This window comes from Micromonospora sp. NPDC005367, from assembly GCF_040606825.1.
Classification (GTDB): Bacteria; Actinomycetota; Actinomycetes; order Mycobacteriales; family Micromonosporaceae; genus Micromonospora.
Genome location: NZ_JBEXFP010000044.1, coordinates 1 through 22,272, shown reverse-complemented (window position 1 = coordinate 22,272; position 22,272 = coordinate 1). Strand labels below are relative to the sequence as shown.

21 protein-coding genes, 1 tRNA gene and 1 riboswitch are annotated in these 22,272 nt (G+C 70.4%); of the genes, 7 read left to right on the top strand and 15 right to left on the bottom strand.

Features of this window, described 5'->3' with window-relative positions; all coding sequences use genetic code 11:
- Positions 1 to 2 precede the first annotated feature (2 nt).
- A complete protein-coding gene (locus ABZS42_RS24955; RefSeq protein ID WP_355149191.1) occupies positions 3 to 1,727 on the bottom strand; it encodes a class E sortase in 1,725 nt (574 codons plus the stop codon).
- An 85-nt stretch (positions 1,728 to 1,812) separates the two neighbouring features.
- Complete coding sequence (locus tag ABZS42_RS24950; protein ID WP_355149133.1) at positions 1,813 to 2,619, bottom strand: DUF881 domain-containing protein; 807 nt, start codon at positions 2,617 to 2,619, stop codon at positions 1,813 to 1,815.
- 219 nt (positions 2,620 to 2,838) lie between these two features.
- Here ABZS42_RS24950 and ABZS42_RS24945 point away from each other — a divergent pair, with 219 nt between their 5' ends.
- From ABZS42_RS24945 to ABZS42_RS24935, 3 genes are all read left to right on the top strand, one after another.
- A complete protein-coding gene (locus ABZS42_RS24945) occupies positions 2,839 to 3,102 on the top strand; it encodes a cell division protein CrgA (protein ID WP_076468631.1) in 264 nt (87 codons plus the stop codon).
- Positions 3,103 to 3,403: 301 nt separating this feature from the next.
- The gene (locus ABZS42_RS24940) at positions 3,404 to 5,602 is read left to right on the top strand and encodes a (Fe-S)-binding protein (protein WP_355149131.1); all 2,199 of its coding nucleotides are present in this window, start codon (positions 3,404 to 3,406) and stop codon (positions 5,600 to 5,602) included.
- 279 nt (positions 5,603 to 5,881) lie between these two features.
- Positions 5,882 to 6,880 carry an NlpC/P60 family protein gene (locus ABZS42_RS24935; protein ID WP_355149129.1) on the top strand — a complete coding sequence of 333 codons (999 nt, stop codon included), beginning with the start codon at positions 5,882 to 5,884 and terminating at the stop codon, positions 6,878 to 6,880.
- A gap of 104 nt (positions 6,881 to 6,984) precedes the next feature.
- Here the strand turns inward: ABZS42_RS24935 and ABZS42_RS24930 are convergent, their stop codons facing one another.
- On the bottom strand, positions 6,985 to 9,006 hold the full coding sequence (locus ABZS42_RS24930; protein WP_355149128.1) for a peptidoglycan recognition family protein: 2,022 nt from the start codon (positions 9,004 to 9,006) through the stop codon (positions 6,985 to 6,987).
- Positions 9,007 to 9,260: 254 nt separating this feature from the next.
- A riboswitch (cyclic di-AMP (ydaO/yuaA leader) is annotated at positions 9,261 to 9,397 on the top strand.
- Positions 9,398 to 9,409: 12 nt separating this feature from the next.
- Between ABZS42_RS24930 and ABZS42_RS24925 the strand changes: the two genes are divergently transcribed.
- Complete coding sequence (locus ABZS42_RS24925) at positions 9,410 to 10,450, top strand: NlpC/P60 family protein (protein ID WP_355149126.1); 1,041 nt, start codon at positions 9,410 to 9,412, stop codon at positions 10,448 to 10,450.
- A 97-nt stretch (positions 10,451 to 10,547) separates the two neighbouring features.
- On the opposite strand, the gene dcd is transcribed toward ABZS42_RS24925, so the two are convergent.
- Complete coding sequence (gene dcd, locus ABZS42_RS24920; RefSeq protein WP_355149124.1) at positions 10,548 to 11,126, bottom strand: dCTP deaminase; 579 nt, start codon at positions 11,124 to 11,126, stop codon at positions 10,548 to 10,550.
- A 99-nt stretch (positions 11,127 to 11,225) separates the two neighbouring features.
- Here dcd and ABZS42_RS24915 point away from each other — a divergent pair, with 99 nt between their 5' ends.
- Entirely contained in the window at positions 11,226 to 11,789 is a 564-nt protein-coding gene (locus ABZS42_RS24915; protein ID WP_355149123.1) for a pyridoxamine 5'-phosphate oxidase family protein, read from the top strand.
- Positions 11,790 to 11,859: 70 nt separating this feature from the next.
- On the opposite strand, the gene ABZS42_RS24910 is transcribed toward ABZS42_RS24915, so the two are convergent.
- Entirely contained in the window at positions 11,860 to 12,840 is a 981-nt protein-coding gene (locus ABZS42_RS24910; protein WP_355149121.1) for a zinc metalloprotease, read from the bottom strand.
- A gap of 250 nt (positions 12,841 to 13,090) precedes the next feature.
- Between ABZS42_RS24910 and ABZS42_RS24905 the strand changes: the two genes are divergently transcribed.
- Positions 13,091 to 13,164, top strand: a tRNA-Gly gene (locus tag ABZS42_RS24905).
- Between the two features lie 114 nt (positions 13,165 to 13,278).
- Positions 13,279 to 13,530, top strand: coding sequence for an e9imm peptide (locus tag ABZS42_RS24900; RefSeq protein ID WP_355149119.1), 252 nt, complete (start codon positions 13,279 to 13,281; stop codon positions 13,528 to 13,530).
- Between the two features lie 2 nt (positions 13,531 to 13,532).
- Here the strand turns inward: ABZS42_RS24900 and ABZS42_RS24895 are convergent, their stop codons facing one another.
- From ABZS42_RS24895 to ABZS42_RS24850, 10 genes are all read right to left on the bottom strand, one after another.
- On the bottom strand, positions 13,533 to 14,726 hold the full coding sequence (locus ABZS42_RS24895; protein ID WP_355149117.1) for a tyrosine-type recombinase/integrase: 1,194 nt from the start codon (positions 14,724 to 14,726) through the stop codon (positions 13,533 to 13,535).
- Entirely contained in the window at positions 14,726 to 14,950 is a 225-nt protein-coding gene (locus ABZS42_RS24890) for an excisionase family DNA-binding protein (protein ID WP_355149115.1), read from the bottom strand. Before ABZS42_RS24890 ends, ABZS42_RS24895 begins: the two co-directional genes overlap by 1 nt.
- On the bottom strand, positions 14,947 to 16,674 hold the full coding sequence (locus ABZS42_RS24885; protein WP_355149113.1) for a replication initiator: 1,728 nt from the start codon (positions 16,672 to 16,674) through the stop codon (positions 14,947 to 14,949). The genes ABZS42_RS24890 and ABZS42_RS24885 overlap by 4 nt, the downstream gene beginning before the upstream one ends.
- Positions 16,671 to 17,315, bottom strand: coding sequence for a GGDEF domain-containing protein (locus tag ABZS42_RS24880; RefSeq protein ID WP_355149111.1), 645 nt, complete (start codon positions 17,313 to 17,315; stop codon positions 16,671 to 16,673). Before ABZS42_RS24880 ends, ABZS42_RS24885 begins: the two co-directional genes overlap by 4 nt.
- Positions 17,312 to 18,013, bottom strand: coding sequence for a hypothetical protein (locus tag ABZS42_RS24875; RefSeq protein ID WP_355149109.1), 702 nt, complete (start codon positions 18,011 to 18,013; stop codon positions 17,312 to 17,314). The genes ABZS42_RS24880 and ABZS42_RS24875 overlap by 4 nt, the downstream gene beginning before the upstream one ends.
- Positions 18,010 to 19,440, bottom strand: coding sequence for an FtsK/SpoIIIE domain-containing protein (locus ABZS42_RS24870; protein ID WP_355149107.1), 1,431 nt, complete (start codon positions 19,438 to 19,440; stop codon positions 18,010 to 18,012). The genes ABZS42_RS24875 and ABZS42_RS24870 overlap by 4 nt, the downstream gene beginning before the upstream one ends.
- Positions 19,441 to 19,443: 3 nt before the next feature.
- Positions 19,444 to 19,899, bottom strand: coding sequence for a hypothetical protein (locus tag ABZS42_RS24865; RefSeq protein ID WP_355149105.1), 456 nt, complete (start codon positions 19,897 to 19,899; stop codon positions 19,444 to 19,446).
- 88 nt (positions 19,900 to 19,987) lie between these two features.
- The gene (locus tag ABZS42_RS24860) at positions 19,988 to 20,413 is read right to left on the bottom strand and encodes a hypothetical protein (protein WP_355149104.1); all 426 of its coding nucleotides are present in this window, start codon (positions 20,411 to 20,413) and stop codon (positions 19,988 to 19,990) included.
- 202 nt (positions 20,414 to 20,615) lie between these two features.
- A complete protein-coding gene (locus ABZS42_RS24855; RefSeq protein WP_355149102.1) occupies positions 20,616 to 21,848 on the bottom strand; it encodes a helix-turn-helix transcriptional regulator in 1,233 nt (410 codons plus the stop codon).
- On the bottom strand, positions 21,845 to 22,272 hold a 428-nt coding region (locus ABZS42_RS24850; RefSeq protein ID WP_355149100.1), incomplete at its 5' end, for an antibiotic biosynthesis monooxygenase. The genes ABZS42_RS24850 and ABZS42_RS24855, both read right to left, overlap by 4 nt.

The following is a 22,272-nucleotide window of genomic DNA, read 5'->3' as shown; positions in this document are numbered from 1 at the left end:
CGTCAGCCTCCCAGCTCTGTCGGCTTACCCGCCGTCTTCGGCTGGGTCCGGTCCAACTCGGCGTGGATGATCAACCGCTGGTAGTTGTCGAACTTGGGGTTGCACGTGGTGAGGGTGAGCATGCGCCGGGTCGGCTTCTCGTCGGGCTTGCCCGGCACCGGTGCCACGACCTCGACCTGGGTGGGCTTGACGATCCGGGTCTGCGCGACCTTGTAGACGTACCAGTCGGTCTTGCTCTCGACCACTATCGCGTCACCGTCGCGCAGCTCGTCCAGACGCCAGAACGTGGCCCGGTTGCGGTGACCGGCGACCGAGAAGTTGCCGACCTCGCCAGGCAGGGCGCTGTCCGGATAGTGGCCCGGGGCGTACCTGATGTCGGCCTGGGTCACGCCCTCGACGACGACCCAGTTCTTGTCGAGCTTCGGGATGTAGAGACCGGCGAGCGGCTCGCCGTGCACGGGCGGGGACGGCTTGGCGGAAGGCGTGGCGGCAGCGGAGACCGTCGGATCTCCGGTCGGCCCCCACGCCTGCGCGAGCTGATGGCTGAGGTCGTTCTGGTGGGCGTCCACGATCGCCGACTTGCCCCAGACCTCGTAGCCGGCGAAGAGCAGGACCACCAGGCCGAAGGTCATCAGGACCTCGCCGGTGACCCGCAGGCCGCCGCGAACCCGTGAACCGAACGACGGCCGGGTCAGCTCCGAGTAGACGCTCCGGTAACCCTTGCCCGTCTGCTCCGGCCGTAGCTGGACGACTCGCTCGCCCCGCCGGGGACGTGGCGGTTCCGCAGGCCCGGCCTCGGCCGGCTCCTCGGTCTCCGGCGGCTTGGGCACCGCGCCCATCAGTGCGGTGGAGTCGAGCGCCGGATGCCGCGCCGGGGCGCCGGAGACGGCCGGGATGAGTGCGGTGGCTCCGGGGTCGGCAGCCGCCGGGCCGGGGGCGATCGGCGCGCCCGAGGGGCGTTCGCCGCGCGGGGTGACCGTGGGGATGAAGGCGGTCGGACTGTCGCCGGTGCTGGTCGGCGGACGCCCGGAACCGGGTGCCGGGGTGCCCGGCCCGGTCGCGGTGGTAGCTCTGCTCGGATCGGGATCGCGCGGGCTCGCGGGCCGGGTGCCCATGGGGTCACCGGTGCCCGACGGGGCGTGCGGGGACCTGCCGGAGGTGGCAGCACGATGCGCGGATCCGCCGCCGACCGGCGGGTGGTCTGGGTAGCCACCGGGAGCGCCGGCGGGCGGGTGGTTCGGGTGGCCGCCGGGAGCGGTCGGAGCGCCGCCGACCGGGTGGTTCGGGTGGCCGCCGGGGGTGGGGGGGCGGACGGCGGCCTCGGGGGGGCGCGGAGGTTGCGAGGCCCGGTTCGGGTTGTCGCCCCCGCCTGTGGGGCGCGCCGGTGGTCCGCCGGCGGGAGCGAAGGAGTTTCCCGTCCCGGCGGGGGACGTCGGCCGCGTGGACCCGGGCCATGGCGGTGGGGCGTCGTACTGCGCGACCGGCCGGTTCGGCGGCCGGTCAGCATCCGGGGCGAACCGCCCGGAGTCTCCTGGCTGGGTGCCGCCCTCCGGGGCGCCGCTCGCCGTCGGCGAGTTCCGCTGGGCGCGGTGCGGCAGCTGATCCGGCGAAGGGGGCGTCTGGGAGGTGGCGGCCGGGGGCTGACCGACTCGCGGCGGCAGTACGGGTTCCGGCCAGGCATTACGGGCCCGAGGCGCGCCCGGCTCGGAGCGGTCGACCTTGGGCAGGAACGCGGTCGGCTGGTCGGTCTGACCGCGGTGCCGCCCGTCGGGCCGGTCGTCGTCGTTCACTGGAGCACCTTCGCCGAACGGTTTAATGGAGCACCTTCGCCGAGCGCAGCCCGGTCGAGTCCTCGAACGCCGGCACGGTCACCGTGGAGACGCTCTCCCGGTAACCGAGCTGATAGTGCTCGACCGCGTCCCTGAACAAGCGGACTCCCTCAGACCCGGCGAGAGCCTGCTGCAGGGAAGCCGGATCGCCGATTGCTACGATCTTGAATGGTGGGGAGTACACCCGGCCGTGCAGCAGCAGGGTGTTACCGACGCAGCGTACCGCGCTGGTGGCCAGTACGCGGACGTTCATGATTGACATGGCCTCCGCGCCGCCCGCCCAGAGCGCGTTCACCACCGCCTGGACGTCCCCCTGGTGGACCACCAGGTCGTCGTTGCTTGCCCCCTTGGGTAGCCGCTGATCGTTGCGGCGCGGCGCGTCGTTGAGTTCGACAGTGAGGCCGACGCCGGTCAGCGCGGTGAAGCCGGCCGTCTCCAGGCTCCCCGCAGCCCGGTCCTGCTGGGCCTTGATCGGGCCGTCCTGCGCGCCCAGCGCGGTGGTCCGCTCCTCGATGTCCTGACGCAGGGTCGCCGCCCGCCGCTCGCTCGCGGCCACCTGCTGCCGGCGTTCCTCGATCAACTGGGTGAGCTGGGGGCGCCGGTCCTCGCGTAGGGCGATGCCGCCGGCGGTGGTCGCGGTGGTGGTGAAGAGCAGCCCGGCGGCGGCGGCGATCACCGGTACGCCGATGGACCAGCCCGGCCGCCGTTGCCGCGGGCGCCGTGGCAGTAGCCCGGCGACGGCGCGCCGGAGCACCTTCCGCCAGGAGGCAGCGCCGGATGTGTACTCCACCGAGCGTTCCTTCCCGTCATCCGCCGCGTCGCGACCGGGGCGATGATCCGAATACTTTCGCCTTTTCCGGTCACTCCGCGCACCGGCCTGACCCCATTCGTGGATTGGACGGGCCTTCCGGACTACGCTAGCTGTCGAACATTATTGGCCATGGACCGTCGCCTTCGCGCCCGGTTGTCAGGCCGGACGAGGTCGCAATAACCCCCTCTGGAGAGCGTCGTGCCCAAGTCTCAGGTTCGCAAGAAGAAGGTGTACACCCCGCCGACGGACGTACGCCCGACAGCTACGGCGGCGACGCGCAAGCCTAGCCCGGTCTGGCTGCCGATCGCGGCGGTCGCCTTGATCGTCGTCGGCATCGGCTGGCTGGTGGTCTACTACCTCTCCGAGCAGGCGTACCCGGTCCTGTCGTGGGGTTACTGGAACCTCGCGGTGGGCTTCGGCGCGATGGTCGCCTCCCTCATCCTGCTCTCGCGCTGGCGCTGACCCGCGGCCGGCGGCTCGCCGCCGGCCGCGCTCCGGGCCGATCCATCTCACTCGACGTGCCCCTGCCCGGCGGTTTCGGGCGGGGGCCCCTATGGTGTGCGCAGGGCGGCGCGGCCCGGGTGCGAGACGACTCACGTTACTGCTGGGTAACCTTGCGCGTAGGCTGCACCGCATGACCGGGCGGAGCGCGGTCATCGATCGGTCCGGTCAAGGGTGTGGCAGCGGCGGCTCGTCGCCGGTGGCCTGACCCCGGCCCGGTCGCCGAGTCGCTCGACAGGCAGCAGACCGGGAGGCCAACTCGATGGGCAGCGTCCAGATCGTCGCCACGATCCTCGCGGCCGCCATCACCGCTGTGGCGGTGTGGCTTGCGGTGCGCGCGGTCATGAAGATGACGGCCGTCATCCGGCTCGGGCAGCCCGCGCCGGAGCGGTTCACCGACAAGGGCACCCGCACCAAGAAGATGCTGGTGGAGACCGCCGGTCACACCCGCATGCTCAAGTGGGGCCTGGTGGGTGCGGCGCACTGGTTCGTGATGGTCGCGTTCATCGTGCTGTCGCTGCTGGTACTCGAGGCGTACTTCGAGGTGGCCAGCGCCGGCGGTGAGCTGCCGATCATCGGGCACTGGACGGCCTTCGGCCTGGCTACCGAGATCATCGGCGTGCTCGGCCTGGTCGGCATCCTCGTGCTGATGGGGATCCGGCTGCGCAACCGGCCCAGCCGGCCGGGCGGTCGCTCCCGGTTCACCGGCTCGACCATGTGGCAGGGCTACTTCGTCGAGTGGGTCGTGCTGCTGGTCCTGATCTTCGGGTTCCTGATCCGCGGCTTCAAGGTGGCCACCGACCACTTCGAGTACCCGGTCTGGGCCACCCCGGTCAGCCACGCGCTCGGCAACTCCCTGCCGGCCTGGGAGGCCGGCGTCAGCGTCGCCGCGCTCATCAAGATTGTCATCTCGATGACCTGGCTCATCGTGATCTCGCTGAACGTCACCATGGGCGTGGCCTGGCACCGCTTCCTGGCGTTCTTCAACATCTTCTTCAAGCGTGAACCGGCCAAGGCCGCCGGCTCCGGCCTCGGCGCCCTGCGTCCGATGACCAGCAACGGCAAGCCGCTGGACTTCGAGGAGGCCGACCCCGAGAAGGACCAGTTCGGGGTCGCCCAGGTGGAGCAGTTCACCTGGAAGGGTCTGCTCGACTTCAGCACCTGCACCGAGTGCGGCCGCTGCCAGTCGCAGTGCCCGGCCTGGAACACCGGCAAGCCGCTGTCGCCGAAGCTGCTGGTGCTGAGCCTGCGCGAGCACGCGTACGCCAAGGCGCCCTACCTGTTGGCCGGCGGCGGCAAGGACCTGACCGGTGAGGAGAAGGCCACCGCCGCGGAGCTCGCCCACGTCGACGTGCTCGCCCTCGCCGAGGCCGACAAGCCGCTCATCGGTACGGCGGAGGAGGGCGGTGTCATCGACCCGGACGTGCTCTGGTCCTGCACCACCTGTGGTGCCTGCGTGGAGCAGTGCCCGGTCGACATCGAGCACGTCGACCACATCGTCGACATGCGCCGCTACCAGGTGCTCATCGAGTCGAGCTTCCCGTCCGAGGCCGGCGTGATGCTGCGCAACCTGGAGAACAAGGGCAACCCGTGGGGCGCCCCGCAGAACACCCGCGAGGACTGGACCAAGGGCCTCGACTTCGAGGTGCCCCGGGTCGGCGAGGTCGACGACTTCGAGTACCTCTTCTGGGTCGGCTGCGCGGGGGCGTTCGAGGATCGGGCGAAGAAGACCACCCGAGCGGTCGCCACGCTGCTGAACGAGGCCGGCGTCTCCTTCGCCATCCTCGGCGAGGGGGAGACCTGCTCGGGCGACCCGGCCCGCCGGATCGGCAACGAGTTCGTCTTCCAGATGCTCGCGCAGCAGAACGTGGAGACGCTCAACGAGGCGTTCGAGGGCCGCGAGAAGAGCAAGCGCAAGATCGTCGCCAGCTGCCCGCACTGCTTCAACACCCTCGGCAACGAGTACGGGCAGCTCGGTGGCGAGTTCGAGGTGGTGCACCACACCCAGCTCCTCGCCCACCTGGTGGCGACCGGGAAGCTCACCCCGGTGCAGCCGGTCGACGGCGGGGTCACCTACCACGACCCGTGCTACCTCGGCCGGCACAACCGGGTGTTCGCCCCGCCGCGAGAGGTGCTCGGGACCGCCATCGAGGGCGAGCTCACCGAGATGCCGCGCAACAGCGAGCGCTCCTTCTGCTGCGGCGCCGGCGGCGCCCGGATGTGGATGGAGGAGAAGATCGGCAAGCGGATCAACGTCGAGCGCGTCGAGGAGGCCATGGCCACCGGCGCGAAGACCGTCGCGGTCGGCTGCCCGTTCTGCTCGACCATGCTCAGTGACGGCGTGAACGGCAAGGGAGCCGGCGAGCAGGTCGAGGTGATCGACGTGGCGAGCGTGCTGCTCCGCTCGGTGAAGCCGGAGCAGACCCAGGGCGACAAGGCAGCCGAGCCGGTCGCCGGCTGAGGCGTACGCCCGGAGCATCCGCAACGACGACGGCGGTGGCGCCTGCCACCGCCGTCGGTCCCGTCACGGCCCGACGCCGGCCACGCTCCACGCCCGAAGCGAACACCCTTGGTACGTGCCCCGTCGCGTTGGTGTGACGACGCGCGGGCGCGCCTTGATTCCGCTCCGGCGCTTCCCTATCGTGGGGCACCGACCGCTGTGGGTCGTCTGCCCTCGCCCACTTCCCCTCTGCGAGGCGCCCGGCGGTCGATCGCTAAGGAGTCGGTGCCGGTGGCAACCATGCCCCCTCATCGTCACGCACCGGGACGTTCCGCTCGTCCGGGTGGCCTTCGTCGGGCCGCCCACCGTCTGCTCACACTGGTCGCCGCTGCGGCCGTCGGCGCCGGTCTGCTCGCCGCGCCGGCCCACGCCGAGCCTTCGGTCGAGGAGATCGAGGCGCAGATCGACAGGCAGTGGGAGCAGCTGGAACCCACGATCGAGCAGTACAACAAGGTGCGGGCGCAGCTGAAGGTCAACCAGAAGAAGTCGGCCGGCCTGGAGAAGAAGATCGAGCCGCTCGCTCTCCAGACCGAGCTGGCGATGACCCGGGTCGGTGACCTCGCCTCCCGCTACTACATCAGCGGGCCCTCACAGGACCTCGGCGCGCTGCTGATCAGCGCCAAGCCGGACACGCTCACCGAGCAGCTGACCATCCTGGACCGGCTGGCCCGGCAGGAACACAAGCAGGTTGAGGGCATCCTCAAGGTCCGCGCGAAGTACGACGCGGAGAAGGAGAAGCTGGACGGGCTCATCGAGACCCAGACGAAGCAGAAGGACGACCTGGCCGCCAAGAAGAAGAGCATCGACGCCGAGATCAAGCGGCTCGAGAAGACGCTGCCGAAGTCCGTGGTCATGCCGGAGAACTGCCCGACCGTCAAGGGAGTGGTCAGCGAGGCGGCCCGCACCGCGATCCAGACCGCCTGCAAGCAGGTCGGCGACCCGTACGTGTGGGGTGCCACCGGCCCGAACTCGTTCGACTGCTCCGGCCTGACGCAGTACGCCTACAAGGCGGCCGGGATCGGCCTGACCCACTTCACCGGCGCCCAGTGGAACGAGGGCAAGGCCATCCCGCGCTCCGAGGCGCGCCCGGGTGACCTGGTCTTCTTCTTCAGCGACCTGCACCATGTCGGGCTCTACCTCGGCAACGATCAGATGGTGCACGCACCACGGGCCGGCAAGCCGGTCCAGGTGGCGAGCATCAACTACATGCCCGTCGCCGGTTTCCGACGACCCGGCTGATCCACCACGTACGCCGAGGGCCCCCGGTCGACCGACCGGGGGCCCTCGCGTTTCGTGTAACGCTCATCGAGCCGGGCGCCGGAGCCGGGCCGGCGCGATGCTCGTCAGCGGGGTGCGCCCACCGCGGACGGGAGCAGCAGCACGTCGTCGAGGTTGACGTACATGATGCGGTGGCCGAACTGGATCTGCACGTACCGCAGGTCCCCCCGGATCACCGTCCAGTCGCCCGGGGACGAGCCGTCGAAGGTGGATGCCTTGTAGTACTCGCTCGGCAGCACGTCGCCGACCGCGTACCGCTGCCCGGCGGTGAGCGTGTACTGCATCGGGGAGATCGTCTGGTATGGCACGCCGTCCGGGTACGCGGCCTGCTCCGGGTAGGCCCGCCCGTAGACGGGGATCGTCGCCTTCCCCGGCTTCGGAGTCACCACGAACCCGGTGGCCCACTTCGCGGTCGGCGCCGAGGCGGGGTTGTGGAACCATGCCTTCTGGCCGAGGTACCAGATCGCCGTCCAGTCGCCGCGCACCTCGGCCACCGCGTACGTCTGGCCGGCCGAGGCCCGGGCGCCGTGGTCGGAGATGTACATGGTGTTCGGCGAGCCGTCCGGACGGAGGCCCAGGTCGTTGACGAGCGGGGCGTCTTGGCTCGGCGCGTTGTGCAGGACGACCGCGGAGGAGCCCCGCAGCGGGCAGGGCTCGGCCGGCGGCAGCGGGTCCGGCACGCCCGGCGGCTGCTGGTTGCAGCCGACGAACGCCGGCCGGTTGGCGGCGAGGTCCGGGTCGATGGTGACCAGGCCGGTCCGTTTGGTGCCGGTGGTCCGGAACGGCGCCTTCAGCAGATCGAAGTAGTGCGACCAGTCCCAGTACGGGCCCGGGTCCCAGTGCATGCCCGCCACGGTCGAGGCGACGGTGCCGGGAACGTTGTCGTGCCCGATGATGTGCTGCCGGTCCAGCGGGATGCCGAGCTTGAGCGCCAGGTACCGGACCAGCTTGGCCGAGGCCCGGTACATCGCCTCGGTGTACCAGGTGCCGTGGCCGGCGAAGCCCTCGTGCTCGATGCCGATCGACTTGGCGTTCACGTACCAGTTGCCGGCCTGCCAGCCGACGTCCTTGGTCCGAACGTGCTGCGCGACGTGGCCGTCCACCGAGCGCAGCGTGTAGTGCCAGCCCAGGTAGTCGGCCTGCTGCACGAGGCCGACGCTGGGCCCGTAGTACCCCTCGGTGTCGTGGATGACGATGTACTCGATCTTCTGCTGGGCCGGCCGGTTGCCCAGGTCGTGGTTGCCGTAGTCGCCGGCGCCCGGGCCGTACTGCTCGTACGGGGCGGGAATCCACTCGCAGCCGAGCCGTACCGGGCACTCCACCCGGTCCGGGCGCTGCGACTTGCGCAGCCCGAGACGGTGCACCGTGTCCGCCCGTGCGGTCACCGGGCGCGCGGCGAGGGTGACCTGGTGGCCGTCGTCGGTTCGCCGGGTCGCGCCGACGCGGATCTGGTCGTACACCTCGTCGGCGAAGGCGGAGGCCGTCTCCTCGGTGTCGGCTCCCGAGTAGCGCGCCACCGCGCCGTACCAGGTTCCCGGGTCGGTCTCCGCGCCGACCGGGCCGCCCAGCTGCTTCTGGTACGAGGCGAGCAGCGCCGCGCCGCCACGGATGTTGGCCGCCGGATCGGTACGGAGTGCCGTGGTGTCCGCCCCGGTGAGCGCTGCGGCGGCCTGAAGGGTCTGTAGCGCCGCGGACGCCGGCGCGCTGGACGGTTCGGCTCCACCGGGCGCGGCGACCGCCAGTGGCCGGGAGGTGTCGCCGCGCGGGTCCTCGTCCTGCTGGACGTGGTGGCTCGGGGTCAGGCTCGCGACGTGAGCCGCGTCGGTGAGGTGCAGCGGCCCGTAGCCGCCGCTGGTGCTGGGTGTGCCGGCGTGGGTGTCCCACCTGGACTCCAGGTAGGAGACGCCGAGCAGGACGGTCTCCGGCACGCCGTACTCCGCGGCCGCGGCCGCGTACTGCTGCTGACGCTCGCCGGTCGGGTCGGTTCCGGCGAGCGGTGCGGCCCCGGCCGGACCGCCGGTCAGTGGCACGGCAGCGGTGGCCGTGACCATCGCTGCGGCGAGCAGGGCACGCCTGCTCCTCGACATGGTTGATCGGTGCATCGAACCCCCAGTTACGGACGGGTCAAGGTATTGGTCACCTTGACTCCGCCGTGCCCTCGGGGTCAATACCTTTCCACTGGTCGAAGCGCTCGGAAGAAAACCTTCGTTCTCGCACCAGGGGTGCGTCCCGCTGCGTCACCACGGAGTGTCACGGCTCGACGGGTTGCGGATCGGTAACGGCGCTCTCTAGGCTGATCAATCGTCGGCCGGCAGCAGGTCCGTCCAACCCGGGCGGTAACGGTCCGACACCGCCGAGTCGCTCGCTGAGCGAGCCGGGGACCCAGGTTTCCGGGGTGAATCCGCAGCCACTGCGGTAGGGCGCCGACCTTCCCGCCCGAACCCGTCAGCTAACCCGGTAGGCGGTCAGGAAGAAGGAGTACGGAGCCCGGTGGCACACCATGCCCCGCGGCCTCCGTCCGGACGGTCGGCGACAGCCGGCCCGACGACGGGTGCGCCGCGTCCACGCTGGTCCCGCATCACCACCGTCCTCGCCGCCCTCATCGGCGTCGGCGTCGTCCTGACCGGCGGCGCCACGGCGGCGCACGCCGACCCGTCGGTCGCTGAGATCGAGCGTCAGATCGACCAGGACTGGAACAAGCTCGAACCCGTGATCGAGCGGCACAACGCCACCCGTCAGGAGCTCGCGGCCAAGCGCAAGCAGGCCGATGCGCTGGCGGCCCGGATCAAGCCACTGCAACTCCGGATCGACCAGGCCATGAACAAGGTCGGTGTGCTCGCGGTGCGGGCGTACAAGGGCGAGAACCTGTCCACCGTCAACGCCCTGCTCGGCAGCCAGTCACCGAGTGACGTCGTCGGCCAGCTGGAGCTGCTCGATCGGTTCGCCCACAATCAGCAGACGGACGTCGCCCAGGTCGTCGACCTGCGCGACGAACTGGCCCGGCAGAAGGCGCCGCTGGACGAGCTCGTCACCCAGCTGACCCGGACCGAGGCCCAGCTGGCCGAGAAGAAGAAGCAGATCAACACCGAGATCGACCGGCTGCAGAAGCTGCGGATCAAGGTGTACGGCAACGGCGGCGGCGGGCCACTGCGTCCGGCCCCGTGCCCGGCCACCTATCCGGGTGGCGCCGCCGGGGTGGCGGTGAAGTTCGCCTGCGCCCAGATCGGCAAGCCCTACGTCTGGGGTGCCGACGGTCCCGGCTCGTACGACTGCTCCGGGCTCATGCTCGCGGCGTGGGCCAAGGCCGGGGTGTCGCTGCCGCACAACGCCGCGCAGCAGCGCAGGGTGACCAAGACGGTGAGCCGTGCGGACCTGCGCCCCGGCGACCTCGTCTTCTACTACAGCGATCTGCACCACGTCGGCATGTACGTCGGCGGCGGATGGGTGGTGCACGCCTCGCAGGCCGGGGTGCCGATCAAGATGAAGAAGGTCGACGACGGCCCCATCCACAGCTTCGGCCGTCCCGACTGATCGTTTCGCGCAGAAGCCCCTTCCACCGGGTGGGAGGGGCTTCTGCGTGCGCCCGACGGGGCACGAGGCTCGGTCGGATTCCGGGCCCGACCGCCGGTCAGCGGGTGGGCCAGGTACGCCAGTTCTGCCAGGCCCGGCTCGGCGTCGGGCCACGCTGGCCCTGGTAGCGCGAGCCGTAGACGGCCGAGCCGTACGGGTGCTCGGCGGGTGACGAGAGCCGGAAGATGCAGAGCTGACCGATCTTCATGCCCGGCCAGAGCGTGATCGGAAGGTTCGCCACGTTCGACAGCTCCAGCGTCACGTGGCCGGAGAATCCCGGGTCGATGAAACCGGCGGTGGAGTGGGTCAGCAGGCCGAGCCGGCCCAGGCTCGACTTGCCCTCCAGCCGGCCGGCGAGCTGCTCGCCGAGCGAGATCACCTCGAGCGTCGAGGCGAGCACGAACTCCCCCGGGTGCAGCACGAACGGCTGCCCGTCGGGCACCTCGACCACCGATGTCAGGTCGTCCTGCTGCAGTGCCGGGTCGATGTGCGTGTAGAGGTGGTTGTTGAAGACCCGGAAGAGCCGGTCGAGACGTACGTCGATGCTCGACGGTTGCACCAGGGTGGGCTCGAACGGCTCCAGCCCGAGCGTGCCGGCCTTGATCTCGGAGACCAGGTCGCGGTCGGAGAGCAGCATCGCACCACCATAGCGAGACCCGCTCGGAAGGTTCGAATCCGGTGCCGGTGACCAGCGCGTCGTGTCGCTTGTCGAACATTTGTTCGATAGAATGTCTACATGGCTTCCTGGTCCGATTTCGCAGCTGACGAGCCCCGGCTCGCCGACGGGATCCGCGTTCTCATGCAGCAGTACGGTCCGGGCTTCGGCTACCTGGCCACGGTCCGTGCCGACGGCGGACCCCGGGTCCACCCGGTGTCGCCGGTGATCACCGACGAGGGGCTCTTCTGCTTCATCATCGACTCGCCCAAGCGGCGTGACCTGGAGCGGGACGGCCGCTACGCACTGCACTCCTTCCCGCCGGAGGAGACCGACGACGAGGCGTACGTGGCGGGGCATGCCCACCCGGTCACCGATCAGGCCCGGGTGGCCCGGCTCGCGGCCAGGGCCATGGCGGCGTCCCAGGTCGACTGGCGGCTCTTCGAGTTCACCGTCGACGTGGCCATGCTGGCTCGGCGCGACTCCGGCAGCGCCGGTGGGCCGGGCGAGGGGCGCGGCCGCCCAGCCGTGCAGGTCTGGCTCGACCCGCACGCGGACGACCAGCCGGCCGATCTGATCCCGGCCGTACCGCAGGCCCGTCCCGCCCGCCGCGAGCGCCGCGACGTCCACCGTTCGGCGGCCTGAGCGCGTTCCTGGGGAGCGATACGCCGGTGCCGGCCCCGCAGATCGTGGGCCGGCACCGGCGGTAGCGTCGTCAGGCCGCACGGTAGGCGTTCCACGCGGTCAGCATGCGGCTCGCCTGCCCAGGAGTGAACTGGTGCATGCACGAGTCGTACGTGTAGTCCATGAAGTTCGTGATCGGGTCCAGGCCGGCGGCACTGCAGGTGTCCCGCCCGGTCGGGCACTCGTACGCCGGCGTGGCCTCGGCCGGGGTGTCCCCGACGCCGTCGCCCGAGCCGGAGCAGCCGCCCTGGAAGGTGTGGTAGAGGTTCAGCCAGTGGCCGACCTCGTGGGTGGCGGTGTCGCCCTGGTTGTAGTTGGTCTCGTTGCCGCCCGGCAGCGACTCGTTCAGCACGACCACGCCGTCGGCGCTGTTGAGCCGTCGCTGCGGGAAGGTCGCCCAGCCGAGCAGGCCGGGGGTCACGTCGCCGAGGTAGAGGTTCAAGGTGTTCTTGCCGCCCTCACGCAGCGCCGACTTCATCGAGCGCTCGGCCGAGGAGCCGTCGAGGATCGGGTACCACGAGGGGTTGACCACACGGTTGATCTTGGCGAGCTGGAAGGCGAAGGCCGTCGCCGCTCCGCCGGTCGCGCCGCTGTACGCCTGGTTCAGCACGGTGATCTGGTTCTGGATCATCGAGTCCGGGATGTTGCCGCCGGCCCGGGTGCTGTTCTCCTGGATCACGTGCACGACCACCGGGATCGTGACGGTGGCGAACGGGGCGACCGCGCCCGTACGCCGGTTGGCGCTCTCACGGAGCGCGGCAGCCAGGTCGGCCTCGCGCTCCTTGATCTGCGTGGCCGTCAACTCGTTCGGCTCGTGCTTGGCGGTGCCGCCCGCCTTGACGCGGGCATCGACGTGGGCGTCGGCCGGCTCGGCACAGGTGCCCGCAGGGGCGGCGGCGGAGGCCGAAGCGGCCGGAAGGACGCCCACGGCGGCCGTGCTGAGCAGCAGCGCGAGGGTCGTGGACGCGACACCGGCGGTACGCCGGGTCAGCAGGTTGGGACGGAGTCCCATGGGCCCACCTCTTTCTGGCGACGCGACGGGAGGGATGTCACGTCGCGGCTGAGAACGTGAGGCAGACGTTACAAGCCATCGAGACATTTGAGAACAGCCATATCTTGCGATGGGGAAACCAGTTCCTCGGGCGTGATCAGCGGCTCAGGTGCCGGCGGGCCCAGTGCGGCCGGCGCAGGGGTACGGGGTAGTGCCTCGCGGGGGTGCCTGGATGCGGCGGGCTGCTGACTCGGGTACAGTGGTCCCGCCTGCGGGTGTAGTTCAATGGCAGAACATCAGCTTCCCAAGCTGACAGTGCGGGTTCGATTCCCGTCACCCGCTCCATGCGAAAGGCCCTGATCAGGACGTGAGTCCCGATCAGGGCCTTCGATATTCTGAGGTCAGGGATCATGCGGCGTGCCATTGGCGTGCCATTAGCCCCGGTCGAAGGAGGGCACCTTGCCTGCGAAGCTGACCCGGGACGAGGCGGTTGTCCTCGTCGAGCGGATCATGCGGTACGACTTTGCGGACTTCGCGGAGCGGGACGACTGGCTGGACCGCCTCGAACGTGACCTGGGCTACCCGGACATTTCGGATCTGATCTTCACGGTTAACCCGGAGTTGGCGGCGACTGAGGTCGTTGACCGGGCCTTGGACGACCAGTCGATCCAGATGCAGGCAACCCCGTGGACAGAGCCGACGGCTACCTAGCTTCACTTGTTGTCGCGCTCCTTGTCCTTCTTGCCCTTGGCCTTGCGCTTGCCGTGGCCATCTGACTTCTTGGCCTTCTTGCGATCGGCCCGCATCGCTTCGTGCAGCGCCTGGGCAATGGCCCGGTCGGCTTCCGCCGTCGCGTGCTGGTAGATCAGAGCGGCTTGCGGCGATTCGTGACCCATCCGGGCCATCAGGTCGCGGGTGCTGGCACCGGTGCGGGCCGCCAAAGTGTTGCCGGTGTGCCGCAGGTCGTGGAAGTGTAGGTCTGGCTGACCGATGCGGGACACGCTGGCCTTCCAGGCAATGAGCTTGTTCAGGTTGCCCCGCCAGATCGGACGCCCGCTCTCCGTCGTGAACACGAACGCGTCCGGGGCGTCGTCGACCTCGGCGGCCAGGTGGTCCCGCACGACGTCGACGACGGCCGGCGGCAGGCTGACCGTGCGCCGGCTGGCCCGGGACTTCGGCGGACCGAGGACCAGGCCTATGCCGCGCTGTTCGGTGTACGCCTGCCGAACTCGGATAGTGCCGGATGCGGTGTCGATGTCCTGCCGTTGCAGCGCGGCGACCTCACCCCAGCGCAGGCACCCGAAGGCGGTGACCAGGACCAGGGCGCGGTACCGGGGCGGCACGATCTCGGCCAGCCTGAAGACCTGGGCGAGTGTGAGCACCGGCCGCTCCGCAGATTTCTCCTGGTCAGCGCCAGGGACCCGGCACGGGTTCCGGCTCAGGATCTCGTCTTCCTTGACCGCCGTCATCAGCACCGCGCGTAGCAGCCGGTACGCCTTGGCCGCCATCGTCTCCGAGACGCCGTTGCCGAGCAGTTTCGCCCGCCAGTCCCGGACCATCGGCGTGTCCAGCCGGCCCAGCTCAACCCCGCCCAGGTACGGCATGATGTGCTTGTCCAACAGCCAGCCGTACAGGTGGATCGTTCGGGGCCGCAGGTTTGGCCGCTGGTCGATCCACCGCCGCGCGTAGTCGCCGAGCTTCACCTTGGCCCGTTCCGGGTCGATCCACTCCCGCCGGGCCATCTGCGCCTCTACCAGCGTGAGGTACCGGTCTGCGTCGGATTTGCGGGCGAACGTCTCCGGCGCGTTCCGCATCCGGCCGTCCGGCCCCGGATAGCGGGCCTGATACCGCCCGGAAGGCAGCTTGCGGACGTTGCCGAACCGCCGGTGTCCTTCCTTGTTCGCCATCAGGCCACCCGCCCCAGGTCACGCCACACGGTGGAGGCGGTCATCGGCTCCACCCGACCGGCATCGACATGGCCGTCCACGTCCGAAGCCTTGAGGCGGACGCTGCGCCCGACCTTGTGGAAGGCGATGCGCCGCTGCGCGACCAGCCGACGCACGTAGCGAGCGCTCATCTTCATCCGGGCCGCGGCTTCCTCCACCGTCAGCACCTCATCCACCGCCGTCATACCTCCCCGCTTTCGGTGGTCTTGTCGTCAGTTGCCGAAACATCGGGCGGGTCGGCAGCACGTCTCGCGGCGTCCAGCTGCGCCCGCCATTGGATGCGTTCGGAGATGGCCCGCAGCACCCGGTGGCCGAGGGGTGGCACGTCGGGGTCGGTGGGTCGGGCGAGTTCCCAGGCGTGCCGCACGGTGTCGGAGCCGGCCGGGGCGGTGTCGGCGTCCGTCGTGACGCCGAGCAGCGCCTTGACCCACTCGCGCCGGTCGGCCCGGTGGTCGGCCAGGGTTTTGCCGGACCACTGTCGGGAGATGAGGACGCGTCGGCCGCCGATGCCGAGGGTTTCCCGTTTGTGGACCTTGTTCTTGCAGTTGCCCGGCTTGAGCCCGGCGCGGGCCTTCTTGGGTTGGATGCCGTAGAGCAGCCAGTTGGCGCACCGCTCGGAACAGGGCGTGTGCCGCAACTCCTGCCAGAGCCGTTCCAAGTGAGCGCGCTGCCGGCCGGTGGTCACCTGGTGGCAGTCGGTGGCCTGTTTGGTGAGGTACTTGGTGATGTAGCCGACGCATCGGTCGGCGTCCTTGGTGCCGGCGAGTACGCCCTTGGCGTCGACCTGGCTGCCGAAGCGGACGACGTGCACGGGTTGGGCGTCGGGGTCGGCGTCGATCAGGTCCAGGGAGTCATCCCAGGTCGGCAGGAGCCGGCCGGTGGTGGGGTCGGTGTAGCCGCCCGCGTCGGCGTCCCACTGTGGCGCCCGTCCCGGTTCGTAGACGAGCTGGTCGACGGGCGGCCACCAGACTTGGTGGTAGGTGGCGGCGGCGACCTGGCGGACCAGTGCCCGGGGGATGGTGCCGCGCATGGCGAAGTGCGCGTGCGGCGCAAGGCGGCGTTGCGGCTCGACCGCGCCCGCGTATTGGACGTTCCAGCCGACCGCCCGCCGCAGGTTCTGCCAGAACCGATCCAGGAGCCGAGGGAGGTGCACGGCATCCCAGGCGGCCCGCCGGTAGTCGTAGCTGTCGGGGTCGACGGGGGTGCCGTCGGAGTGAACGCGCCCGTAGGAGCTGAGGGTGAGGGTGAGGAACATCGACGGCCGAAACACCATCCCGGCGTGCCCCTCGTAGGTTCGGCCAATCGTGCGGTTCTCGACCGGGAGGCGGGGCAAATCGGGTGCGTCCTGCCGCCGTTTGGTCGACCGGACCCGCCGCTTGCCGTCGCCGTCCTCCTGGTCCTCGCTGGCGTGCGGCGGGGCGGGTCGGCCTCGGAGTCCTTCGGTGGTGATCTGGCCTTCCAGTTCCGCGATCGCGTCGTCCAGGTCCGCGACCTGATCCCACTGCGACGCCCGAGCGGCCTCGTCACGGGCGAATTCCAGGTGAGCGCGGGCGACGATCAGCCCGCGTTGCGCGTCGGTGGCGGGGGCGGGTCCGGGGTCGGGTTCGTCGTCACGGTGCCAGCCCTCCCGGATCTGCTGCTGCCGCAGCCGGCGGGCACGGGTCGCGCAGGCGGGGCACTTGGCCTCTTGGGTGGCGCCGCAGGGCATGTCGATGACTTCGGTCTGGCCGGTGTTGAGGTCGGTGCGGCGCAGGGACACGGGGCGGGTGCAGACGCCGTAGTCGGCCGCGAGGTCTTTGACGACGTCGACGGAGCGGGGCATGAGCATCCGGGCGGCCCGGGAGCCCGGCCTCGGACCCTCCGCCACGGGGGCAGGTTCGAGGCCGGGCAGCGTCGGGGTGAGGGTCATCGGCCCACCCCCAGCGTCGGGGTGAGGTCGCGGACGCGCAGGGCGGGGCGGGGGTCGGCGGTGGTGTGGTCGTCGCGTATCGGGTCGAAGGCGGCGACGCCGGTCCGGGTGCTCTTGGCCCTGTACATGGCCGCGTCGGCGTCGCCCAGGGCGGCGGCGAGTCCGGCCGGGTGGGCGGGGGCGAGGCCGATACTGGCGGTCACCGACACCGCGATGCCGGAGGGAAGCCGGACTGGCGTGGCGATGGCGGCGGCGAGCTGGCGGGCAGCCGCGGCCGGGTTCGGGTCGAGGAGCAGGGCGGCGAACTCGTCTCCGCCGAGGCGGGCGGCGATGCCGTGGACCGACCGGAGGCGTTGCGCGACGGTGGTGAGGACGTGGTCTCCGGCGGCGTGGCCGTGGGTGTCGTTGACGGGCTTGAAGCCGTCCAGGTCGACCAGCACCACCCACGGGCGTAGCGGGGCGAGCTGGTCCCATGCGTCGGCCAGGCCGGTGCGGTTGGCGAGTCCGGTGAGCGGGTCGCGGCGGGAGGCGCGCTGGAGGGCGGCGAGTTCGTAGCGGGCGGCGGCAAGCCGGTACTGATCCCAGCAGAAGACAGCGAGCCCGGAGACCAGGAACAGGGTCGAGAAGAAGTGCTCTTTCATCGAGTCACCTCCCGAGTCAGCGGAGTGCCGTTGCGGCGGACAAACGCGGTGGAGGGCACCGGGGCGACCGGGGCCGGGCGGGTCGGCTCGACCGGGACCAGGGCGACGGGCTCAGGGCCGACAGCTGGCGTCGGATCGGCGGGCCGGGTCGGCTCGACGGATGGAACGGGCACCGGGGCAGGTGCCGGGGACGGGACCGGGGCGGAGTCGGCGGTGGGGGTGGTCGGGCGGCTTTCGCGGCGGATGAGGGCGCGCATGTGTACGGCCAGGCCGGCGACGGCCGGCGGCAGGGCGCCGACGATGGCGGCGAGGATGGGTTGCCACACGTTGCGGTCGGCGGCGGGTTGTTCCGACCAGACGGTGAGCGCGTGGAACGCGGATTGTGCGGCGACGCCGATCCCGGCGGCGGCGTAGGTGTTGACCCGAGCGAACTCCGCCACACGGGCGGGGACGGGCGCCATCCACAGGACGAGGGCGACGACGACGTAGCCGTCGACGGCGACGGGCATGAGCCAGGCGAGGTCGGCGGCCACGTCGAGCAGAGGGAGGTGCAGTTTGGCGGAGAAGCCGGCGAGGCGGGCCATGGCGATCCACGTTGCGGCCGACAGGCCGAACGAGGCCGACAGCACCGCCCACGACGCGGCAGCGGCAAGACGCGGCTCACCCGAGGCCGGGGTGTTCGCGGGAGTGGTGGTCATGCGGCACCGTCCAGGACTTCGCCGTCGATGACGCGCAGGCGGCCGTAGGTGTGGGCCATGTTGCGGATCTCGTCATCGCTGAGGTAGGAGAACCGCACCCGCATCGGGGTGGGATCGCCGTCGATGACCACGAACCCGACACCGGGCAGGGACTGCGGGATGCGGTCGCACAGGGCTCCCCGGTCACGCATCCCCTCACCCAGCACCAGATCCACCTGCGCCGCTTCGGCGAGGCGCAGGCCGATGCGGGTGGGGAACAGGTCCCGGAACGGCAGCACCTCTTTGCGCGGGTCCTGGATCGCGGCCACGACGTGCACGCCGACCGCTCGCCCTTGGCTGAGCAGGATCGAGAGAGCGGCCTTGATCCGGTCCTTGAGCTGCCGGTCGGTCAGGTAGGCGGTGAGGTTCGCCAGCTCATCGATGACCAGGACGATCAGTGGCTCATCCGGCGTCGGCGTGTGCTGCCGGGTCCTGCCGAACAGCTTGCCCGCCCGTTCCTTGGCCACGGCGGCGGCTTCCTCGATCAGCTCGCACATGGCCGCGTAGTCCTTGCAGGCGAAGCGGGTGAACATCGGGGCGCCCATCCCGAGTTCCATGCCGCCCTTCGGGTCCAGGCCCCACACCTGGACGAGTCCGGAGGTGACTCCGGCGGCGAGGGAGCGGACCACGGACCAGATGACCGAGCCCTTCCCGGAGCCGGTGGCGCCCACGACGAGGACCTGAGTGCCGAACAGCCGCAGCTCGTAGCCGTCGCCGTCTTCGCGCCGGCCGACGGGCAGGGCGGTGAACTCCGGGACGGCGGGCACCGGCATGGGGCGGACGAGCTTGGCGAGGGGATCACCGCGGAACAGGTGCAGCAGCACCACATCCGGCCGCCCACCGGGCACGGCCTTTACCTGCCGGACACCGAAGGTGTGAGCGAGGCGTTCGGCCACCTTGGCGAAGTCGTCGGGGATCTGCCCGGTGACCATCCGCACCGTCACCACGTCCACCCCGGAGGAGCAGCGCACCCGGCGTAGGACGGGCAGGACGGTGTGCGCGTCGAACGAGACGGCGAGTTTCGCGGTGACCATCGCGGCGTGCCAGTTGCGTCGGTACACCCACCGGCGGTAGCGGGACAGAGCCGGCCACCAGCCGAACCGCAGGAACGAGGGCCGGTGCCCGAACGCCCACCCGGTCGAGAGGGCGGCGACGGCACCGACGACGACGACCGGACCGACCCAGCCCCAGCGCAGGTACAGCCAGGCGAAGAACACCGCCGGGGCGGTCACGTACCAGAAGCGGATCAGGACCACGGCCAGCCGGGCGAGAGCCTTCGCGGTCCACCACGACAGGGCCAGCCACATCGGAATCCGCACGAACGGCGTACGCACGTTGATCGGCGCGGAGTCGATCCGGTCACCCCGGATCACGTTCACCAGCGGCATCGCTCAGCCCTCCCGCATGGAGGCGAGCAGCGAACCCTGCCCAGGAGCGACCGGCCGGCGACGCACCACCCGACGACGCTGCGCCGGACGGGCGGGCATCAGCGCGACCAAGTCCACAGGCCCGGGCTCCGGGGCGGGTACGTGGCGGGTCATGGTCGGCAACCACCGGCCACGACCCAGCACCGCCCGCAGGTCGACGCGGTCGGAGACGTGCGGAGCGATCAGATCGGGGTCCAGGTGCCGCAGCTTCACCACGGTCCGGGCCAGGGCCGCGGCGGCGGCGGAGATCTCCACCAGCGCGGCGACCCGGATCGCGTCGGCGGGGATGGTGGTGTAGACCTCGCGGGCGGCCCGGATACCGGGGCCGGCGAGGCGCATGACGGTGCGGCGGTGCGTGGTGCGGCGGGGGGCGGGGCGCGGGTTCCCGGCGATGCGGGCAGCGTCAGCTAGCGTGGGCATCAACCCACTCCTTTCAAGAGGTTGCGGGTGAGGCGCGGGGCGGGTTTGGTCTTGGCGGATGAGGCCCGCCCCGCGCGACGTGATCTGGTCAGGCCGCCTGCTTCACGGCGGCGGGCTCACTCATGGCACCGGCGCGGATCGACCACGCCTGACGAGCCCGGCACTTCCCCGACCCCTTGCACCGCTGCGAGTCGACGTACGGGGTGAGGGTCACGTCGGTGAACTGCACCGCCGGCGGGTAACCCGGGATCTTCGACGCCGGCGGCACCGGCTGCACCGGGGCGGCGATCTTCACCTTCACTTCCTTCGACCCGCCGAACTTCCCGGCCTCCGGGTCCAGGTCCAAGACCTTGACCACCCACAGGCGCTCGCCCGACTCCTTGTCACGCGCCTGGTCGTCGCCCTGGCCGCGCTTGTCGAAGTCCGTCACCGCCTCCACACCCAGGCACAGCGCCCCGTGCGGGAACACGTAGTCGAACGGAACCGGAACCTTGATCGTGTTCGGGACAGCCACTGTCCACTCCCTCTCGTTTGCCGCCGGCCCCTCGGCCGGCTCTGGCGTTTGCTACGGCTCGCGCCGCATGCCATCACGCTAGCCGCACTTTTAGTGCGGGACAACACTTTGAATACGGGAGATCGAGGATCGCGCATAGAAATCGCCCGCCACCAACCAGAATGGGTTGATAACGGGCGATTAAGTAGCTATCGGGTTCGTCCTACATGGATGGCATGGCTGAGCTCAGTCCAAGCCGATCCGCAAGTTCACGAAGCCCCGGCTCGTCGGCCAGATCCGACCGCAGCATGTCCGTCACGAGCCGTTGCACCAGTGGATGAGCCGGCGCTAGCTCCGGTGCTACCTCGACTGCGCGAGAAAGCGTCTCGACCACACCGGGCACGTTCCGTCGCTGGGCATGAGCGCGGGCCACGTCGATGAGGAAGCGGCCCTGTCGCTCCGGCGAGAGGCTGGACGGATCTACGTTCGCAGCGCCCCGCAGCGCTCGCCCCGCATCCCCCAGCTCGACCGCCACCGCAACCTCGTGAAGCGCAACGTTGGTCGAACCGAACTCGGTGTTGTAGTCGTTCCGGTCCACCCCGAGCCGTTCTGCCGCACGACGGGCGATCGCGAGCTCTTCATAGGCCGCTTCCGCATCGTTCCGCCGGGCAGCCACTACGGCTAGTTGCAGGTGGAGCGCACCCCAGATGGAGAGCGCTTCCGGCTCGCCCGCCTCCGCCCGGTCCTCTAGCGCGGCGGCGGCTGTGGCGGCTGTCTGCTGTGCGCGGTCAAGCCTCCGGGCGGCCTGGAATACCAGCGTCAGGCGAAACGCTCCCTCGGCCATAAGCAGCGCGTCGCCGGACCGCTCGGCGGCACTGATCGCCCGGTCGGCGGCCACCCATGCCGCGCCCGGCTCGGCCATCCGGGCAAGCACGGCAGCGCAGGCGTGGTAAGCCCGCGCGAGAGCCGCAAAGACTGCCTGTTGCGCCTCACCCTCCGTCGTCCGCGCTGCGGTTTCCAGGTCCGGCAGCAGGCCCACCAGCATGGCGCCCACTTGGCTGAATTCGGAAGCGTGCGTGTACGTCCAGGCTTCCGCGACTCTGGCCGACAGCTCATCGACGTCAGCCGGCTCGTGGCTCGTACCGAGCACCGCCGCCAGGGCGTGACTGGAACTGAGCGCAAGGCCCAGCTCGGTTGCGGCGGGTAGTTCCTCGTGCGCGGCAGCGACAACCGGTGCCTCGGGGGCCAGCTCCGACAGCGGCACCTCCAAGACGCCTGCAAGGCGTTCAAGGACCGTCATCCGGTCGATCTTCCGCACGCCGCGCTCAACCTGGGATAGCCACGTCTCCGAACGGTCGATCAGGCGGGCGAACTCCCGCTGTGACAGCCCACGACGTTGCCGGTAGAAGGCGATCCGTCGACCGACGGCCCGCTCCGAGGGTGTGCCGTCACTCATGACCCGCTCACGCCCTTGTTCCCGAGCGGGTCCAAGAACTCCACCCGGACACCCGACAAGTACTGCTCGCGCTCTGACAGGAACCGCAGGGTGTGAGGCTGACGCTCGTGAGCGTCGAAGGCCGCGCGGTCCCGATAGACCTCGTAGAAGACACGCGCCAAGGGCTCACCCTCTACCCGATGCGTGGCGTACACGAGCGTGCCCGGCTCGTCCTGCTGGATCCCGGGCAGCGTCTCTGCCGCGAGCCGATCGAAGCCTGCTGCAGCGTCCTCATCCTTGAGGTCGAAACGGACTACCAGCGCGAACATGGGCAACCTCCGGGTAGTGAGCCGCACTCTATGTACGCCATGGTACTGGCGATGCTGGGCATAGGTGGTTGCCGAATTGCGCTCTATCAGATCAAGGCGGCCCGCAAAGCGGGCCG

Coding starts and splice junctions, on each gene's coding strand:
- dcd (WP_355149124.1), bottom strand. CDS start 11,126: ATGCTGCTCTCCGACCGCGACCTGGTCTCCGAGATCAAGGCCGGCACG.
- ABZS42_RS24880 (WP_355149111.1), bottom strand. CDS start 17,315: ATGAAAGAGCACTTCTTCTCGACCCTGTTCCTGGTCTCCGGGCTCGCT.
- ABZS42_RS24930 (WP_355149128.1), bottom strand. CDS start 9,006: ATGTCGAGGAGCAGGCGTGCCCTGCTCGCCGCAGCGATGGTCACGGCC.
- ABZS42_RS24910 (WP_355149121.1), bottom strand. CDS start 12,840: ATGGGACTCCGTCCCAACCTGCTGACCCGGCGTACCGCCGGTGTCGCG.
- ABZS42_RS24870 (WP_355149107.1), bottom strand. CDS start 19,440: ATGCCGCTGGTGAACGTGATCCGGGGTGACCGGATCGACTCCGCGCCG.
- ABZS42_RS24875 (WP_355149109.1), bottom strand. CDS start 18,013: ATGACCACCACTCCCGCGAACACCCCGGCCTCGGGTGAGCCGCGTCTT.
- ABZS42_RS24895 (WP_355149117.1), bottom strand. CDS start 14,726: ATGGCGAACAAGGAAGGACACCGGCGGTTCGGCAACGTCCGCAAGCTG.
- ABZS42_RS24915 (WP_355149123.1), top strand. CDS start 11,226: ATGGCTTCCTGGTCCGATTTCGCAGCTGACGAGCCCCGGCTCGCCGAC.
- ABZS42_RS24940 (WP_355149131.1), top strand. CDS start 3,404: ATGGGCAGCGTCCAGATCGTCGCCACGATCCTCGCGGCCGCCATCACC.
- ABZS42_RS24935 (WP_355149129.1), top strand. CDS start 5,882: ATGCCCCCTCATCGTCACGCACCGGGACGTTCCGCTCGTCCGGGTGGC.
- ABZS42_RS24890 (WP_355149115.1), bottom strand. CDS start 14,950: ATGACGGCGGTGGATGAGGTGCTGACGGTGGAGGAAGCCGCGGCCCGG.
- ABZS42_RS24855 (WP_355149102.1), bottom strand. CDS start 21,848: ATGAGTGACGGCACACCCTCGGAGCGGGCCGTCGGTCGACGGATCGCC.
- ABZS42_RS24865 (WP_355149105.1), bottom strand. CDS start 19,899: ATGCCCACGCTAGCTGACGCTGCCCGCATCGCCGGGAACCCGCGCCCC.
- ABZS42_RS24885 (WP_355149113.1), bottom strand. CDS start 16,674: ATGACCCTCACCCCGACGCTGCCCGGCCTCGAACCTGCCCCCGTGGCG.